This is a genomic window from Pseudomonadota bacterium, assembly GCA_011049115.1.
GTDB lineage: Bacteria > Desulfobacterota > Anaeroferrophillalia > Anaeroferrophillales > Tharpellaceae > DSCM01.
In genome coordinates, this window is sequence record DSCM01000080.1 from 48,159 (window position 1) to 63,583 (window position 15,425).

The window sequence follows — 15,425 nt, forward strand, 5'->3', positions numbered from 1 at the left end:
CGGTAAATGTCCACAGAACTTGAATTTGAAGGAAAAGATATCAGCGAAGCCATTGAAAAAGCCTGTTTTGCCCACCAGGTGAATAAGGCTGATCTGAAATATGAAATTATTCGCCAGGCGAGCAAAAAACTCTTTGGTTTTATTGGGGGTAAAAACGCCCTGATCCGGGTCATAAAAAATAATTCCAGCGGTAAACAACTGGTTCGGGATATAGTTAAATCCACCTTTTCCACAAGCTATGAAGAGCTGACTGACGAAAGGGTTAAGAGTTCTCCCCCAAGCGATTTATTACCTAAAGAGCGAAAAATTGCTGAAAAAAAAACGCCGGTAGGCGAATGTGGCGAACTTGGGGAGGAGGTCCCGGCGCGCTTATTTGAAGAGGACACAATAAGTGCTTCTTTATCCCGAATTCTCGAACTGATGGGAATCAGTCATAACGGTATTCACGGTGAACAGCGGGACAGGGAACTTTATCTGAAGATTGAAGGCCATGATCTTGAGCTGCTGACGAATAAACGCGGTGCGGTTCTTGATGCCCTGCAGTTTGTCATCAATAAAATTCATGGTCTTAAAGGATGTCGGATATTTGTTGACTGTAATGGTTTCCGGAGTCGTCATGAAGAAGATATTGCCGGTCTCGCCCTGCGCCTGGGGGAGAAAGCCAAACGTCTGCAAAAGCCGGTTACCATTAATTCTTTGAATGCGCATGATCGTCGCCTGGTGCATATGGCCTTGCAGAATGATCTGGAATTACGGTCGCGCAGTAAAGGTGAAGGTGAATTTAAGAAAGTCGTAATTTATCCTAACGGCCAGCGTCGTCGGCCGCGCGCCAAGTCTGCGGCGGCTGAAGCCATCTAATCAAGACGGAATTAAAATGGTTGAAAGCCGGCCGGATACCATCGCCGCTCTCTCAACCCCGCCTGGATCCGGCGGGATTGCCATACTCCGGGTCAGCGGACCAGCGGCGCACGCAATGCTGCGTCGCCTTTTTCATCCCTGGCCCGCTCAGCTTCAATATTTTCATCTCTATCTAGGATATCTCTGTGATCCGGTTACCGGGCAGCGTCTTGACCAGGTTCTGATCACCCTGATGCCTTCCGGCCGTTCCTACACCGGCGAGGACATGGGGGAGATTCATTGTCATGGTGGGGTTTACATTAGTCGCAAGATTCTTACCCTGCTCTTTTCTTTGGGGGCACTTCCAGCCCAGCCCGGTGAATTTACTAGAAAAGCCTATCTTAGCGGTCGTCTTGATCTGGTTCAGGCCGAAGCCGTTGCGGCCTTGATCAGCTCTGAAAGTGAGGCGGCAATGAAAGCCGCCGCCTCACAACTGGCTGGTGGGCTATCGGATTTTGTCAACGAGCAGCTTGATCTGGTTAATCAGCTCCTGGCTGCGCTTGAGGTCGAAATCGATTTTCCCTCCGAAGAAGGGGCTAACTATAAGAATGCTGGGGTTGTGCTCCCCCCCCTCATGAAATTTCATACTAAACTCACCGATCTTCTGTCTTCCTATCAGCGTGGTCGCCTGCTGCAGAGTTCTTTTAAAATAGCCCTCGTAGGTCGTCCCAATGTCGGTAAGTCAAGTGTGCTCAATGCCTTGCTGAATGAAGATCGCGTTCTGGTAAGTGAATTTGCCGGCACCACCCGGGATGTGATCAGCGCCCCGCTTGAAATCGCTGGGATAAAGGTTGAAATCTCAGACACTGCCGGTCTGGATCAACCTCGTGATGAGCTGGAGATGATGGGCATGGAACGCACCCGTAAATGCCTTGAACAGGCGGCCTTGATTCTGCTGATTCTGGATCAAAGTCGGCCTTTAAACGACAAGGACGAGGAGATTTATGGCCTGATCAAGGGTCGTCCGCACTTGATTGTACTTAACAAACAGGATCTTAACCCGGCCTTGAGTTCTGCCGGTTTGTGCCGTCATTTTTCATATAATGGTCCTCTCCTGAGTTGTATCGCGGCCCGTGGACGCGTTGATGTCAAGGCGGTTATTGAAGGGATAGGTAACTTTATCAAGTCCCGGGTGGATGTCGCGGGAGATATGTTGTTGATCTCCCAGCAACGTCATTTTGATTATCTAAACAAAGCCGCTCAGGCTCTTGACCGGGCTTTAGCTTTATTTAAAGACGGTGAACCATTGTTGTTGGATATGCTGGCGGAGGAATTACACTTGATTCGTTCCCAGCTTCTGGCTTTAACCGGTCGAAACGTGGAGAGCGCGTCGGAAGATCTGCTCGAGCTGGTTTTTTCCCAATTCTGTATCGGTAAATGAGAGCTTGTTGATATGTGGCGGGAGTGTTTTAGAAGTGAGGCGTCTCAACTAGGAATATTTTTAAATGATGCGCAGGTGGAGCAATTTGCGGTTTATCTGGAAGAGCTGCAACGCTGGAACCGAAGCTATAATTTAACCACAATCACGGCGGTTGATGAAATTGTCAAGTGTCATTTTCTGGATTCTCTTAATTATGGACCGGCTCTGGGGGCAGCTGCAAGGGTTATGGACCTGGGTAGCGGAGCTGGTTTTCCCGGTTTGCCGCTGGCGTTGATTTTTCCGGAAAAGAACTTTGTCCTGGTTGACGCCCGGCAAAAAAAGACGCTTTTTCTTACCGTTGTCAGCCGTCTTCTGGGGTTGAAAAACGTTGAGATCCTTCATTTGCATTTAGATCAGAGAAATGCTAGAGAGATATTTCCGCGGGGCTTTACCGCTCTGGTGAGTCGGGCGGTAAAGGTTAGGCGTGAACTGATTCCGTTGGCTTCAGTTTTATTGGTTTCCGGTGGCCGGTTGATTTTTACTGATGCCCATCCGGATCGTCAAGAACTTGAGCTGGAACTCAAAAACTGGCCTGATCTTGTGCTTGAGGGCTTGGCGCCCACCCAGATCTCGGGCCGCGCCCCCAGTTTGTTTCTGGGAGCCATCCGAAAAGAATAAAAAGAATAATCTATGGCGCAATTTATACCGTCGTAAACGTTCCGCATACTCGTAAGACCGCCGGCTTATGATTTCAGGAAAACTTTCAGGTTTATGGGCAAGATAGTTACCATCGCGAATCAGAAAGGCGGGGTCGGAAAGACCACGACCGCGGTTAACCTGGCGGCTTCACTGGCTATTGCGGAAAAGAAAACCTTGCTCATCGATCTCGACCCCCAGGCTAACGCCAGCAGCGGAGTCGGTTGTATCGCGGCGGATAATGCAGATGTTTACCGTTGGCTTTTAGGGGAATGTCAGGCGCAGGCAGCGCTTGTGCCGACAAGTCTTGAGTATCTGTTTCTGCTGCCCGCGACACCTGATCTGATCGGGGCCGAGGTTGAACTTTTAGCCTGCGCTGAACGTGAGTTTTTTCTTGCCCACCGCCTTGCTCCGCTGATCTCCGAATACAATTATATAATAATTGACTGCTCTCCATCTTTGGGACTATTGACCATCAATGCATTGACGGCCGCCGATTCGGTTATTATTCCTTTGCAGAGTGAATATTTCGCGCTCGAAGGGCTGGGTCAGCTTCTCAGTACGATTGAGCGGGTTAAAAACGGTCTAAATCCCAATCTTGAGCTGGAGGGAATTCTCCTGACAATGGTTGACAGTCGTACCACGTTGGCCCATCAAGTCGAGGCTGAAGCCCGCGCTCATTTCCCCGAAATTGTCTATCAAACCGTTATCCCGCGTAATGTCAGGCTTAGTGAGGCCCCCAGTCACGGGCGTCCGATCGCTCTGTACGATGTCACTTCCAAGGGAGCTCAGGCTTATTTCAGTCTGACTGAAGAATTTTTTGCTCGGCAGAGGCGTTAGAGTGGCTATGAATGATCAGATAAAAAAAGGAGCATTGTTGAAACGCGGTCTTGGTCGTGGTCTGGGAGCTTTACTACCGGAGGTCGCGGCGGTGGATAAAGGCCAGCTGCGGCATTGTCGTCTGGATCTGATCGAACCCGACGACAAGCAACCGCGCAAGCGCTTTGTCGACGACAACCTTGCAGAACTGGCGGATTCCATTCGGGAGCATGGAGTTTTGCAACCCTTGCTGGTGCGTCCCGGGGAACGGCCGGGCCATTTTATCCTGATTGCCGGAGAACGCCGCTGGCGGGCCGCCGCGAGGGCTGGCTTAAATGAAGTACCAGTGATTGTCATGGCCCTGGATGAAAATCGGGGTCTGCAGGTTTCCTTGATTGAAAATCTGCAACGTGAGGATCTTAACCCGCTTGAAGAAGCTCAGGGTTATTCTCGCCTGGCGCAGGAGTTTGCCCTGACCCATGCCGAGATCGCCCGTCTCCTGGGCAAGAGTCGAGCCGCGGTCAGCAATGTCTTGCGCCTGCTGAATTTGCCCGCAAGGGCTTTAGATTGTCTTGCCGACGAAACCCTTTCCATGGGGCACGGACGGGCTTTACTGGCGCTGCCTGAGGGGGAGCTGCAGAATCGGGCCCTGGATGAAACCTTGGCCAAAAAACTATCGGTTCGGGAGCTGGAAAGACTGGTCCGAAAACTCAAAAATAAGGATGAGAAGGAAAACGCTTCCGGAAAAAACCCTGAAAACGTGCAGCTGCAGGAAAAGGTGCGATGCCAGGATCAGGCGCATGTGTCGCGCCTGCAGAATGATTATGCCGTGGCCACGCGTATTCGCCGTCTTGGAGGCGGCCGTGGCCGACTTGAATTTGAGTTTAAATCGGAAGCCGAACTTAAACGGCTGCTTGCTTTGCTGAGCGCAGGGCGCTCTGCGGTTGCCGCTGAATCAGGTTGATGGGCTGGCTTTTGCCAAGAGCTCAGGATATTCCTGAAAGGTTATGTCTAGATCCTGAAGAGCTCGCTCGGCGTAGGCCTGAAGGCGTTCCCGTTTACGCAATTTTTTTCCTTCGAGGGGAGGAAAAAGCCCGAAGTTGACATTCATCGGCTGAAAATCGGGGCTCTGGTCATTGCTGATATGGCGGCTCAGGGCCCCCAGGGCCGTGGTGGGCGGAAAACGGAAAAGACCCAGATCATTAAGCAGGGCAGCGACTTCAAGGCCGACAATCAGGCCGGAAGCCACTGATTCAGGGTAGCCCTCTACTCCGCTGATCTGGCCGGCGAAAAAGAGGCGCTCCTCCTGCCGGTGCTGAAAAAATTGGTTGATAATCCGGGGGGCGTCGATAAATGTATTGCGATGCATGGTTCCGAAACGCAGGATTTCCGCCTTTTGCAGAGCGGGGATCAAGCGAATAACTTTTTCTTGCCAGGGGAAAGTTAAACGGGTCTGAAAGCCGACCAGGTTGTACATGGTCGCGGCCTGGTTTTCCCGGCGCAGCTGAACCACGGCATAGGCTTCGCGGCCGGTGTGGGGATCTTTCAGGCCTTTGGGTTTCAGCGGGCCGAAAGCCAGGGTCAGAGGCCCTCTGGCGACCATCGCTTCAATCGGCATGCAGCCCTCGAAAACCTTGAGATCTTCAAAATCCCGACAAACTACCTGGTCTCCTTCCGCGATAGTTGCAATCAACTGTTCATATTGCTCCTGATTCAGAGGGCAATTCAGATAATCCCCGTCCTCTTCTTCATCGGCATAGCGATTGGCGAAAAAAGCCAGCTCGTAATCGATGCTCTCGGCCGCGATAATCGGAGCGGTGGCGTCATAGAAAAAAAGTTTTTCCCCGACATATGGGGTCAAGGCCTCAATCAAGGCGGCGGAGCTCAGTGGGCCGCCGGCAATGATGATAATGCCTTTCTCCGGTAACTGGGTAACTTCTTTCCGGACGATTTCGATTAAAGGGTGGGATTCGATCTCTGAGGTTACGGCACGCGAAAAGGCGTCCCGGTCGACGGCCAGGGCATTGCCTGCCGGGACCCGGGTTTTTTCGGCCACATTCATAATCAATGAGCCGATTCGGCGCATTTCTTCCTTGAGCAGGCCGGCGGCGTTGCTGGTCCTTTCCGCGCGCAGGGAATTGGAGCAGACAAGTTCGGCCAGATCCGGATTTTTATGGGCCGGAGAATAGCGTTCCGGTTTCATCTCGTAAAGGGTTACCGGAAGATTACGGCTGGCCAGCTGCCAGGCGGCCTCACAGCCGGACAGTCCGCCGCCGATGATTGAGATCAACGGGTGGTGCTTCATTTAAACAGGGTCAGGGCGACCAGGGTCTGCTTGAAATAGCCGCTGATATCGAAGTCTTCGTAGAAAGGGTCTTGGGCCGCGAAGTCATCCAGGGTCCGGCTGAGTTCGGCTACCGCGAGATCTTCATCGATTTCAAGCTTGCCGATATACCAGGCGAGGCGTTCGCCGAGCTGATAGAGCAGCAGGGAACGAATGGTTTTTTTCTCTTTGCCGGGATGCAGATGCGGGAAAGCAATCTGATCGTGGGTTAAAATACGCCGGGCAATGTGCTTCAGATAATCGAGTTTCTCTTCATCCGAGGTTTTGGTCTGAGGAGGATTGAGAAAATATTTTCGGTAATTGGCGTATTCGCCGGTCCGATCCAGCAGCGCTTCAATATGGACCGCTTCGTAATCGAGATAACGCATCTCAATTTTTTCAGTTTCGTGAATAAAAACCGGCACCAAGCGCAGCTCCTGATCCTCGAAGGAGGCCGGAATCGTCGCCAGGCCGCCCTGTGGGCGGATGAGGCCGCTTTCCTTCTGCAGGCGTGCAGTAATCAACGGCAGCTCGCAGCCTTCTTTGACCCGGACCATGATTTCGACCGGACTCTTGAGGTGGCTTTCAATGATGCTCTGCAGGGTTGTGAGATGATCCTGTTCCCGGGTGCAGGCGTCAATAAATTTCAGATAAAACTCGCGATTCATAACATGGGGGGGACGCCCGGATTGCTCCGGGCCTCTGCCTTTTGCGTGTGTTTAAGCTATTTGGGCTCCAAAGCCTTGACCAGAGCCCGAATCATCAGATTATAAGGGGTTTCTATGCCGGCTTGCCGGCCGTATTCAACGATCTTGCCGTTGATGAAATCGACTTCGGTGTGACGTTTATTCTCAATATCAACCAGCATCGATGGCTTATGGTCGCCGGCATGCTTCATGTAATCAATGGCGTAAGGATAATAATCCCAGCCCAGTGAAATCTCATTGGCCCGCGCTACTTGTACACTCTCTTTGACCAAGTTGTCAACTATCTGGAAAACAATCGGGTCGCGGATAACCTCGGCCATGGTCAGGCCGGTTGCGGCGCAAACCGGATTCATGCAGGCATTCATGATTGATTTGCGCCAGACCATGTCGACGATGGTTTCGGTTCTTTCCGTCGGCAGGCCGCTGTCGCTTAGAGCCTGGGCAATTGCGAGGGCAGCGGTTTTGCCGCTCGGCTCGAGTTCCTGGAGAAGATGAGGGGGATGATGGAAAGCGAGATGGACATGCCCGGGCTTGACCAGGCCGCAGCCGTAGTTGACCACCGCGCGGATAATATTGCCGCGGCTCAGGGTTTCGGCAATGACCGACTCCGTATCGATACCGTTCTGCCAGCTCACAATATACATATCTTTGTGAAAAAAACCTTCGATGGCCGAGGCAATCAGATGCAGAACCGTGGCTTTGACCGTTATAATGATTACATCCGGAGGATCATTGGCGAGTTCATCAATCTGCGTGATGCCGCGTTTGACTTTTTGCTCCAGTTCCTCGGTGCCTTCGATCCTGATGCCGGGATCAACGGCGGCCCTGACCAGTTCCGGAACGACATCGCAGAGGGTTACTTCATAGCCGCCGCGGGCAAGATACGCGGCGACGATACAACCTACGGGGCCGGCGCCGATAACCGCAAATTTTTTGAATTCTTTTTTTTCACTCATATGCTGGGCTCCTTTATCGAGTTTGGTCAGGCGGATTATTAGTCATTGCTGTCGAGCATGCCGAAAGCCTGCGCCGAAATCAGGTTCTGACCGTTTTGGCGCAGGATTTCGATGGCTTGATCAACATCGGAAAAGCTGAAGATCATAATCGCCCGATTATCAGCAAAGCCGCTGAACGCATACATGTAGCGGACACTGATATTTTCCTCCATCAGAGGTTGCAGGGTTTCGGCCAGACTTCCGGCCTGGTCCTTAATTTCCACCGCGACCACTTCGTCAACGCGGGCGGGAAATTGTTTTTCCATCATGATTTGTCTGGCTTTGCCGAGGTTTGAGACCAGTAGCCTGAGCACTCCGTAATCCGCGGAGTCACTTAGGGTGAGGGCGCGCAGATTAATTCCCGCGTCCCCCAGGGCCCGGGTGGTTTCATAAAGCCTTCCGGGGGAATTTTCCAGAAAGATTGAGATCTGTTTTAATTTCATTTGTTTTTCTCCTTGATATTAGTACCTCACCGTTCATTTTCGGTTTGAAAAAACAAGAACATGAACTGATGAGAGCACTTATTTGCGGGCCGACGAGGCCCCTTGGGTTGCGGGGCTTATTCCCGCATTAGACGTAAGCTTGCCTTCCTGTTGCTTTGGCTTAATCGATTAATGTCTTGATGGAGAGAGGACTTACAAAAATAATGCCAGGAACTAGTTTGTTTTCGTTGTTGCTTGATCCGGAGGCGAGCTTGTCTGGTATGGCTGTGGACTTCATGCCGACTTGACGCCGCCCGTTAAAATTTACCACATTGAGTTAATTTTGATATGCTCGGGATTCTTGGTCTGTGGGTAGCGAGATTGTTTTCCAGATAAAAATGAGTATCTCAGAAATCATCCTGCAAAGCAACGATAAACCGCCAAAATGACATGATAATTGATTTTAACCTGTATTCTTAAGGAGAGCTTGTGGCTGTGAAAAATTTACCGGTACTTACCGGTGACGGTAGTCTGACCATGTTTTGCCGAAAAACCGGGGAACATTATCACTCGACCAAGGATGGTGCTTTTAGTGAGGCGCTCCACAAATTTGTTTTACCGGCCTGGAAATACCGCATATCGGGTCGCCGCCGGATAACCGTTTTAGATGTTTGTTTCGGTCTCGGTTATAATACTTTTACCCTGCTCTGGTTTCTGAAGTCTCAGGGCTATCAGGGAAAGCTGCGAATTTTATCTCCTGAACTCGATACCGCTTTGTTATCGGGGTTGGGCTCTTTTGTCTATCCTGCAGAATTTTCCGATCTGGCACCGGTTATTCAGTCCGTAGTTGAGAAAGGGGGTTTTAGCGGACCGGGTTTGTCTTTGGAGGTCATTGCAAGCGATGCCCGCGTTTTCCTGGAGCACTTTGCGGGGCAAGTGGATGTTGTTTTTCACGACCCTTTCAGTCCGGTTCACAATCCTTCTCTCTGGACCAGGGAATATTTTTCCGCTCTCCGGCGCGTGGCCAGTCCGGATTTGCTGTTGACCACTTATTCGACGGCAACCGCGGTTCGTATGGGTCTTTTTGAAAATGGCTTTCATGTTTACGAAAATCATCCCGCAATTTTGCTGCGCAAATCCACGCTTGCTTCCCTGGCGCCGTTACCCTTGCCTGAAATTGACATGTATTTGAAGTGTCAACGTAATCCCCGTGCGGCGAGTCTTCGGGATATTGTTACGGGGGCGCCGAAGGCGGGCGTGACTGAATGATGCCGTTGGCTGCGGGTAAGAAGGAAAAGCACTTGTGTTTTGTGAGATTATAAGGTATGAGGATTGCGGCTTTCTGATTGTCGGTCGACAAAATACATACATAAAAACAAATCGGTGACCCATAATTTAAGAGGCTGGTTTTGCGGTGCGGCTGAAAAGACCGGTTTTCTTGAATTCACCGACAGATGACAAGGAGGTTGCAGGCATGGGAGAAGTATTTAAGAAATCGTTGCTCGACAGGGAATTGTCGGTAACTTGGGAACTGGTACCAGGGCGCGGAGCCGTAGAGAAGGGCCAGGAAGAACTGGTTCGCAGCGCCGAGGCGGCAGCCAAGTGCGGCAAGATCCATGCCCTGACCATTACTGACAATCCGGGTGGCAATCCGGCGATCTCGGCGGAATTTCTTGGGGTTGAGGTAAATAAACTGGGGATTGAACCGCTGGTGCATTTTACCTGCAAAGACAAAAGCCGTAACGAAATAGAAAATCTCCTTTATGGTCTGGAGCGGGCCGGAATCAACAATTTATTAGTGATGACCGGGGATTATCCGGTTTCCGGATACAAGGGTCGTTCCCGGCCGGTATTTGATATCGATCCGATCCATACTCTTCAGATGATCACGGATATGAATAATGGATTTGAATACCCTGGGATGAAACCCGGCTCGACGGTTAAACTGCAGCCGGCTCATTTTTTTGCCGGAGCCGCAGTCTCGCCTTTCAAGAGGCTTGAGTCGGAACAGATGGTGCAGTATTACAAGCTTAAAAAGAAGGTTGAGGGTGGGGCTCAGTTTATAATTACTCAGTTGGGCTATGATGTTCGCAAAATCCACGAAGTCCTGCAGATTAAGAAAAAATACGGATTCAACATTCCTTTTATCGGCAATATCTATATTCTTCCCTTTGGGGCAGCCAAGATCATGAGTAAAAACATGATTCCCGGCTGCGTGGTTACCCAGGAGCTGGTTAAGGTTCTTGATGGGGAGCGTCAGGCCGAAGATAAGGGCAAGGAAGCGCGATTGTTGCGCGGTGCCCAGATGTACGCTTTCATGAAAGGTATGGGGTTTAATGGGGTTCATATTGGCGGTCATGGCATGAAGGTGGATGATGCCCTGTTTATTATTGAGAAAGGGGAGGAACTCTTTCCCAACTGGCAGGACGAGGTCGCCAAGTTTGATTTTCCGCAGAAGGGTGGATTTTATTACTTCACGAAAGATGAAAAGACCGGGCTTAATACTGATCAGGAGGCTCCGCGTACGTCCAGACCGGTTGTTCCTATGAATTATAAATTCTCTCGTCTGATGCACAATGTTTGTTTTGAGCCCAAAGGCGCGCTTTTTGGTTTGATGCGTGGCATGAGCAAGAGCGCCGATAAAGGTGGTTTTTTCCGGTTCATGGAGCATATGTCAAAGGTCGCCCTCTTTGAGTGCATGGATTGCGGCGACTGTGCTCTGACGGACGTGGCCTATGTCTGTCCAATGTCTCAGTGCCCTAAAAATCAGCGCAACGGTGCCTGTGGCGGCAGCTTCGAGGGTTGGTGTGAAGTCTATCCGAACAAGAAGCAATGTGTCTGGGTGCAGGCCTATGATCGCCTCAAAAATTATAACGAAGAGGGCAAGATTGAAAAGAATATGGTTCCCCCGCCGAACTGGGATTTCTTTCATACCTCTTCCTGGGCAAACTATTTTTTAGGGCGCGATCACTCGGCTAAAAAAGCTGGAATCCAGCCGCCTCCGCAGCAGGATTAAAGCTGCCCGTCTGAAGAAGGGTAAGCAAGTAAAAAGGCCCGGCTTTATAATTTAAAGTCGGGCCTTTTTTAAGGCGCATCTGCTGGTGTTTGTAAAAACATCAAGTTCTGTCTTAGCCCGATTGTCATCAGGCGGCTATTTTTTTATCTGGTCCAGAATTCCGTTGATAAAAGACGGAGAATTTTTATCGCCATAAACCTTCGCGATTTCAATGGCTTCATTGATGGAAACCTTAGGTGGAATTTCATCCAGAAAAAGGAGCTCGTAAATCGCCAATCTCAGGATGTTGCGGTCAATTGAAGACATGCGGCCGATTTTCCAGTGCAATGAGTGTTTTTCGATCTCGGCATCCAGCTGGCTCAATTTTTCCATAACCCCGTTGACCAGCTGTTCGCTGAAAGCGACGTCGGCTTTAAGGTTGATCGGAGATGAAATGTGGCTTTTCGGTTTATCCCGATCACTGCACTCCTCCGGGCAGAGATGGCAGTCACTTTCAACCCGCCAGTCGTTATCCCAGTAGCGCTGTATGGCCCGAACCGCGTATTTGGGTTTGCCGAGTTCAAGCATATAAAGCATCTGTAACGCGGCTTCCCGGGAGTTACGTCGTTTGTTAGCCATGGTTTAAAGTCTTTAGATCTGGCGCAGGAGGTCGATCATCTCCAGCAGGGTAACCGCCGCTTCCCAGCCTTTGTTGCCGGCCTTGCTGCCGGCTCGTTCAACCGCCTGTTCAATGGTATTGGTAGTCAGAACTCCGAAAGCGATCGGCACTCCGGTTTCCAGGCTGGTGACCGCAATCCCTTTGCTCACCTCGGCCGCAACATAGTCGAAATGGGGCGTATCGCCGCGAATCACGGCGCCCAAGCAGACGAGGCCGTCATATTTACCGGAGGCGGCCAGCTTTTTTGCCAGCAAGGGAATCTCAAAAGCTCCGGGAACTTTGTAAACCGCGATGCCTTCTTCCGTCACTCCGTGCCTTTTCAGGGCGTCAAGAGCGCCTTCTTCCAGGCGCTCACAGATAAAACTGTTGAAGCGGCTGTTGATGATCGCGATGCGGGCGTTATCGCCGCGGTTTAGTGATCCTTCAAATATTTTGCCCATTTTTTTTCTCCCGGGGTTTTTAATTGCAGATCTTCCTTGTGTTCCGGCACCTGATCAAGGAGATGACCCATCTTCTCCCGTTTGGTTTGTAAATAGCAGATATTGGTTTCATTGGGGGTGCATTCCAGGGGGATCCGCTCAACAATTTCAATGTCATAGCCCTGTAGCCCGACGATTTTCATCGGATTGTTGGTCAACAGGCGAATCTTTTTCAGGCCCAGGTCGACCAGTATCTGGGCTCCGACCCCGTAATCACGCAGGTCCGGTTTAAAGCCGAGCTCTTCGTTGGCCTCTACGGTATCGCGACCATGTTCCTGCAGGCAGTAGGCCCGCAGTTTATTGACCAGGCCGATACCGCGTCCTTCCTGACGCATATAGAGAATGGCACCACGGCCTTCTTTCTCGATGCGCTCCATGGCCGTATGCAGCTGATCGGCGCAGTCGCAGCGCAAGGAGCCCAGGGTGTCACCGGTAAAGCATTCGGAATGAACCCGGACCAAGACCGGTTCATCGCCGGAGAGGTCTCCCTTGATCAGGGCTAAGTGTTCATGATTATCGATCTGGTTTTCGTAAACGATGATCTCGAATTCACCGAAACGGGTCGGCAGATGAGCCCGGACGGCCTTTTGCACCAGGGATTCCTTGCGCATGCGGTATTCGATCAGGTCGGCAATCGAAATAATGCTTAAATTATGTTTTTCCGCGAATTCGCGGAGTTCCGGCATCCTCGACATCGTGCCGTCGTCGTTCATGATTTCGCAGATGACTCCGGCCGGTTTGAGGCCGGCCAGACGGGCCAGGTCAACTGAACCCTCGGTCTGGCCGGTACGGACGAGAACCCCTCCTTTTCTTGACCGCAAAGGGAAGATATGACCCGGCCGGGCTAAATCATGGGGCCCACTGCGATCGTCGATCGCAGTCAGGATGGTGTGGCAGCGGTCGGCGGCTGAAATTCCGGTGCTGACGCCCCGGCGCGCTTCAATGGAGACGGTAAACGCGGTACCGTACTGTGAGGTGTTGTCCGGAACCATCGGCGGCAGGTTAAGAAAGTCGGCTCGTTCTTCGGTCAGGGTCAGGCAGATCAGACCTCGGCCGTATTTAGCCATGAAATTAATGGCTTCCGGGGTCGCTTTCTCGGCGGCAATGACCAGATCGCCTTCGTTTTCGCGATCTTCGTCATCTACCAGAATCAACATCTTCCCTGCCTTGATATCCTTTAAAGCCTGTTCTATGCGTGAAATAACCATGTTTCTCTTTTATAGTCCTTTTTTTTATTTGCGTTTGCTCGGGTTGGTGGTTTCCGCGTGCGAGACTCAGGCAAAGCCGTGTTTGCGCAGCAGGGAAAGATTAAGTCCGGAGGCCCCGGTTTCCTGGGCCGCATCCCGAGGCTGCAACAATTTTTCAATATATTTGGCGATCAGGTCACTTTCGAGATTGACGATTGCCCCGATTTCCTTTTTCGCCAAGGTCGTGTGTGTCAGGGAATGCGGAATTACGGCGACCTTGAATGATTCCCGGTTCAAAGACGCGATCGTCAAGCTGATGCCGTCTACGGCGATTGAACCTTTTTCAATCAGGTACCGGTTAATTGCCGGGGGCGCGGTAAAGGTAAAAATGACGGCGTTGCCTTCCGCTTGCCGGTGGCTGAGGCGGCCGGTGCCGTCGATATGGCCGGAAACCAGATGGCCGCCGAAACGGCCATCTGCGGCCAAGGCCCGTTCAAGGTTGACCCGGGCGCCTTTTTTCAGTAAGCCGAGATTGGAGCGGCGCAGGGTTTCCGCCGAGACTGCAAAATTCAGTTCTTTGTTCTTGATCTGGGTAACGGTCAGGCAGACCCCGTTAACCGCGATACTGTCTCCCGGAGCACAATCGCCAAGAACCAGCCGAGCTTCAATCCGCAAATCTCCGCTGCCGCCGCTGAGGGAGGAACTGCTGACGGTTCCGGTTTCTTCAATTATGCCGGTAAACATTTATCAGGCCGGATTAATCTGGAGTGTAAATATAAATGTAAGCTTAAGTTTCGGTGCCTGATATAGACTTGTCGGTCTTTTGAGTCAAGAAAAATCCTTCCTTTCTTGACAAGGCCGGTCTATTCGTTATAGACACTGGGTTGCTTTTAGGCTTCCTTTTGGGTCCGGGTCGGTTCCGGTCGCGCCGTTTCTGCAACCCAGGACTATCCCAGGTTGAGACGGAGAGCTGGGGGTAAGGTGAAGCAATTATGAAGCCATCAGGTCGGATATGTCACAAATACTATATAGAGAAGAAGATCTGCGCCGGATAATCGCGGAACTGGCGGCGGCGATTGCCGCCGAGTCATCGGGTCGTAAACTGTTACTCCTGGGTCTGCTCAAGGGCTGCCAGCCCTTTCTCGGTGATCTGTGCCGAGCGTTGAGCGCCTATCAGCTGCCCCTGGCGATTGATTATCTGCGGATCAGCAGTTATGTCGGGACCGCCAGCAGCGGCCGGGTCAAGATCGGAGACTTGGTGCCGGCTGATTCCTGGCAGGATTATGATGTGATCGTGGTCGATGATATTTTTGATACCGGTTTGACTCTGGTCGAAGTCGTCAGGCACCTGAGGGACCGGGGGGCGGCGAATGTCAAGACCTGTGTCCTGTTATGCAAAGAGGGTTGCAGCCGCGTGGCTCTGAAACCTGACTATTGCGGAGCCGTGGTGCCGAATGCCTTTATCGTCGGTTATGGCCTGGATTACAATGAACAGTATCGTGAGTTGCCTTATATCAGGGTTCTGGGAGCCGGGGATGAGGGCTGAGAGGAAATCTTTATGAAAAAAACAGGGCATCGTTTGGAGATCTTTTTTCGCAATCCCGAATTTGATCCCCGAGGGCCGCTGCTGTGCGCCAGAATCAACACTCTGGCTTTGACGAATCCCATCGCTGAAGTCCGTATCTCCGAGGTTTATACCCTGGAGGGAGAGTTTCCGCGGGAGTCTTTGCAGGCGGCGGCCGGTCTTTTATCCAATCCGGTGATTCATGATTTTCTGATTGATGAGCCACGCGCTCTCGGAAACGCTGATTATGTGCTGGAAGTCGGATTCCTGCCCGGAGTGACCGATAACGTCGCGCATACGGC

17 protein-coding genes are annotated in these 15,425 nt (G+C 51.5%); 9 read left to right on the forward strand and 8 right to left on the reverse strand.

What is annotated here, in order from left to right; translation table 11 throughout:
- The first annotated feature begins 6 nt into the window (after window positions 1-6).
- The 5 genes from ENN66_06615 to ENN66_06635 all read left to right on the forward strand — a co-directional run bounded on the left by ENN66_06615 (window position 7) and on the right by ENN66_06635 (window position 4,736).
- Window positions 7-858 carry a hypothetical protein gene (locus ENN66_06615; protein HDS16273.1) on the forward strand — a complete coding sequence of 284 codons (852 nt, stop codon included), beginning with the start codon at window positions 7-9 and terminating at the stop codon, window positions 856-858.
- Between the two features lie 16 nt (window positions 859-874).
- A complete protein-coding gene (mnmE, locus tag ENN66_06620) occupies window positions 875-2,278 on the forward strand; it encodes a tRNA uridine-5-carboxymethylaminomethyl(34) synthesis GTPase MnmE (GenBank protein HDS16274.1) in 1,404 nt (467 codons plus the stop codon).
- Between the two features lie 12 nt (window positions 2,279-2,290).
- Window positions 2,291-2,935 (forward strand): 16S rRNA (guanine(527)-N(7))-methyltransferase RsmG, encoded by a 645-nt coding sequence (gene rsmG, locus ENN66_06625; protein HDS16275.1) that lies wholly within the window; start codon window positions 2,291-2,293, stop codon window positions 2,933-2,935.
- 93 nt (window positions 2,936-3,028) lie between these two features.
- Window positions 3,029-3,793 (forward strand): ParA family protein, encoded by a 765-nt coding sequence (locus ENN66_06630; GenBank protein ID HDS16276.1) that lies wholly within the window; start codon window positions 3,029-3,031, stop codon window positions 3,791-3,793.
- Between the two features lie 7 nt (window positions 3,794-3,800).
- Entirely contained in the window at window positions 3,801-4,736 is a 936-nt protein-coding gene (locus ENN66_06635) for a ParB/RepB/Spo0J family partition protein (protein HDS16277.1), read from the forward strand.
- Here ENN66_06635 and ENN66_06640 read toward each other — a convergent pair.
- Genes ENN66_06640 through ENN66_06655 form a run of 4 tightly spaced genes read right to left on the reverse strand, consistent with a single transcriptional unit; the run spans window position 4,728 to window position 8,240 of the window.
- Complete coding sequence (locus ENN66_06640; protein ID HDS16278.1) at window positions 4,728-6,077, reverse strand: methylenetetrahydrofolate--tRNA-(uracil(54)-C(5))-methyltransferase (FADH(2)-oxidizing) TrmFO; 1,350 nt, start codon at window positions 6,075-6,077, stop codon at window positions 4,728-4,730. The genes ENN66_06635 and ENN66_06640 overlap by 9 nt on opposite strands.
- Window positions 6,074-6,763, reverse strand: a complete 690-nt coding sequence (locus ENN66_06645; protein HDS16279.1) for a hypothetical protein — start codon at window positions 6,761-6,763, stop codon at window positions 6,074-6,076. Before ENN66_06645 ends, ENN66_06640 begins: the two co-directional genes overlap by 4 nt.
- Before the next feature lie 56 nt (window positions 6,764-6,819).
- On the reverse strand, window positions 6,820-7,758 hold the full coding sequence (locus ENN66_06650; GenBank protein HDS16280.1) for a 2-dehydropantoate 2-reductase: 939 nt from the start codon (window positions 7,756-7,758) through the stop codon (window positions 6,820-6,822).
- 38 nt (window positions 7,759-7,796) lie between these two features.
- On the reverse strand, window positions 7,797-8,240 hold the full coding sequence (locus ENN66_06655; protein ID HDS16281.1) for an amino acid-binding protein: 444 nt from the start codon (window positions 8,238-8,240) through the stop codon (window positions 7,797-7,799).
- 474 nt (window positions 8,241-8,714) lie between these two features.
- On the opposite strand from ENN66_06655, the gene ENN66_06660 reads away from it, so the two are divergent.
- Together ENN66_06660 and ENN66_06665 are read left to right on the forward strand one after the other, a co-directional pair.
- On the forward strand, window positions 8,715-9,488 hold the full coding sequence (locus ENN66_06660; protein ID HDS16282.1) for a hypothetical protein: 774 nt from the start codon (window positions 8,715-8,717) through the stop codon (window positions 9,486-9,488).
- 205 nt (window positions 9,489-9,693) lie between these two features.
- A complete protein-coding gene (locus ENN66_06665; protein HDS16283.1) occupies window positions 9,694-11,235 on the forward strand; it encodes a methylenetetrahydrofolate reductase in 1,542 nt (513 codons plus the stop codon).
- Between the two features lie 135 nt (window positions 11,236-11,370).
- On the opposite strand, the gene nusB is transcribed toward ENN66_06665, so the two are convergent.
- The 4 genes from nusB to ENN66_06685 all read right to left on the reverse strand — a co-directional run bounded on the left by nusB (window position 11,371) and on the right by ENN66_06685 (window position 14,303).
- Window positions 11,371-11,853, reverse strand: a complete 483-nt coding sequence (nusB, locus tag ENN66_06670) for a transcription antitermination factor NusB (protein HDS16284.1) — start codon at window positions 11,851-11,853, stop codon at window positions 11,371-11,373.
- A 12-nt stretch (window positions 11,854-11,865) separates the two neighbouring features.
- Window positions 11,866-12,333 carry a 6,7-dimethyl-8-ribityllumazine synthase gene (locus ENN66_06675; protein ID HDS16285.1) on the reverse strand — a complete coding sequence of 156 codons (468 nt, stop codon included), beginning with the start codon at window positions 12,331-12,333 and terminating at the stop codon, window positions 11,866-11,868.
- The gene (locus tag ENN66_06680; GenBank protein HDS16286.1) at window positions 12,306-13,580 is read right to left on the reverse strand and encodes a bifunctional 3,4-dihydroxy-2-butanone-4-phosphate synthase/GTP cyclohydrolase II; all 1,275 of its coding nucleotides are present in this window, start codon (window positions 13,578-13,580) and stop codon (window positions 12,306-12,308) included. The genes ENN66_06675 and ENN66_06680 overlap by 28 nt, the downstream gene beginning before the upstream one ends.
- Before the next feature lie 66 nt (window positions 13,581-13,646).
- Window positions 13,647-14,303 (reverse strand): riboflavin synthase, encoded by a 657-nt coding sequence (locus ENN66_06685; protein ID HDS16287.1) that lies wholly within the window; start codon window positions 14,301-14,303, stop codon window positions 13,647-13,649.
- Window positions 14,304-14,571: 268 nt separating this feature from the next.
- Between ENN66_06685 and ENN66_06690 the strand changes: the two genes are divergently transcribed.
- Together ENN66_06690 and ENN66_06695 are read left to right on the forward strand one after the other, a co-directional pair.
- A complete protein-coding gene (locus ENN66_06690) occupies window positions 14,572-15,105 on the forward strand; it encodes a hypoxanthine phosphoribosyltransferase (protein ID HDS16288.1) in 534 nt (177 codons plus the stop codon).
- Between the two features lie 12 nt (window positions 15,106-15,117).
- The coding region (locus ENN66_06695; protein HDS16289.1) for a hypothetical protein at window positions 15,118-15,425 on the forward strand (308 nt) is incomplete at its 3' end.

Bases quoted from the DNA above. Each gene is read 5' to 3' on its own strand.
- ENN66_06630 (HDS16276.1), top strand. From the start codon at position 3,029: ATGGGCAAGATAGTTACCATCGCGAATCAGAAAGGCGGGGTCGGAAAG.
- ENN66_06645 (HDS16279.1), bottom strand. From the start codon at position 6,763: ATGAATCGCGAGTTTTATCTGAAATTTATTGACGCCTGCACCCGGGAA.
- ENN66_06615 (HDS16273.1), top strand. From the start codon at position 7: ATGTCCACAGAACTTGAATTTGAAGGAAAAGATATCAGCGAAGCCATT.
- ENN66_06635 (HDS16277.1), top strand. From the start codon at position 3,801: ATGAATGATCAGATAAAAAAAGGAGCATTGTTGAAACGCGGTCTTGGT.
- ENN66_06640 (HDS16278.1), bottom strand. From the start codon at position 6,077: ATGAAGCACCACCCGTTGATCTCAATCATCGGCGGCGGACTGTCCGGC.
- mnmE (HDS16274.1), top strand. From the start codon at position 875: ATGGTTGAAAGCCGGCCGGATACCATCGCCGCTCTCTCAACCCCGCCT.
- ENN66_06680 (HDS16286.1), bottom strand. From the start codon at position 13,580: ATGGTTATTTCACGCATAGAACAGGCTTTAAAGGATATCAAGGCAGGG.
- nusB (HDS16284.1), bottom strand. From the start codon at position 11,853: ATGGCTAACAAACGACGTAACTCCCGGGAAGCCGCGTTACAGATGCTT.
- ENN66_06650 (HDS16280.1), bottom strand. From the start codon at position 7,758: ATGAGTGAAAAAAAAGAATTCAAAAAATTTGCGGTTATCGGCGCCGGC.
- ENN66_06685 (HDS16287.1), bottom strand. From the start codon at position 14,303: ATGTTTACCGGCATAATTGAAGAAACCGGAACCGTCAGCAGTTCCTCC.
- ENN66_06655 (HDS16281.1), bottom strand. From the start codon at position 8,240: ATGAAATTAAAACAGATCTCAATCTTTCTGGAAAATTCCCCCGGAAGG.
- ENN66_06690 (HDS16288.1), top strand. From the start codon at position 14,572: ATGTCACAAATACTATATAGAGAAGAAGATCTGCGCCGGATAATCGCG.
- ENN66_06675 (HDS16285.1), bottom strand. From the start codon at position 12,333: ATGGGCAAAATATTTGAAGGATCACTAAACCGCGGCGATAACGCCCGC.
- rsmG (HDS16275.1), top strand. From the start codon at position 2,291: ATGTGGCGGGAGTGTTTTAGAAGTGAGGCGTCTCAACTAGGAATATTT.
- ENN66_06665 (HDS16283.1), top strand. From the start codon at position 9,694: ATGGGAGAAGTATTTAAGAAATCGTTGCTCGACAGGGAATTGTCGGTA.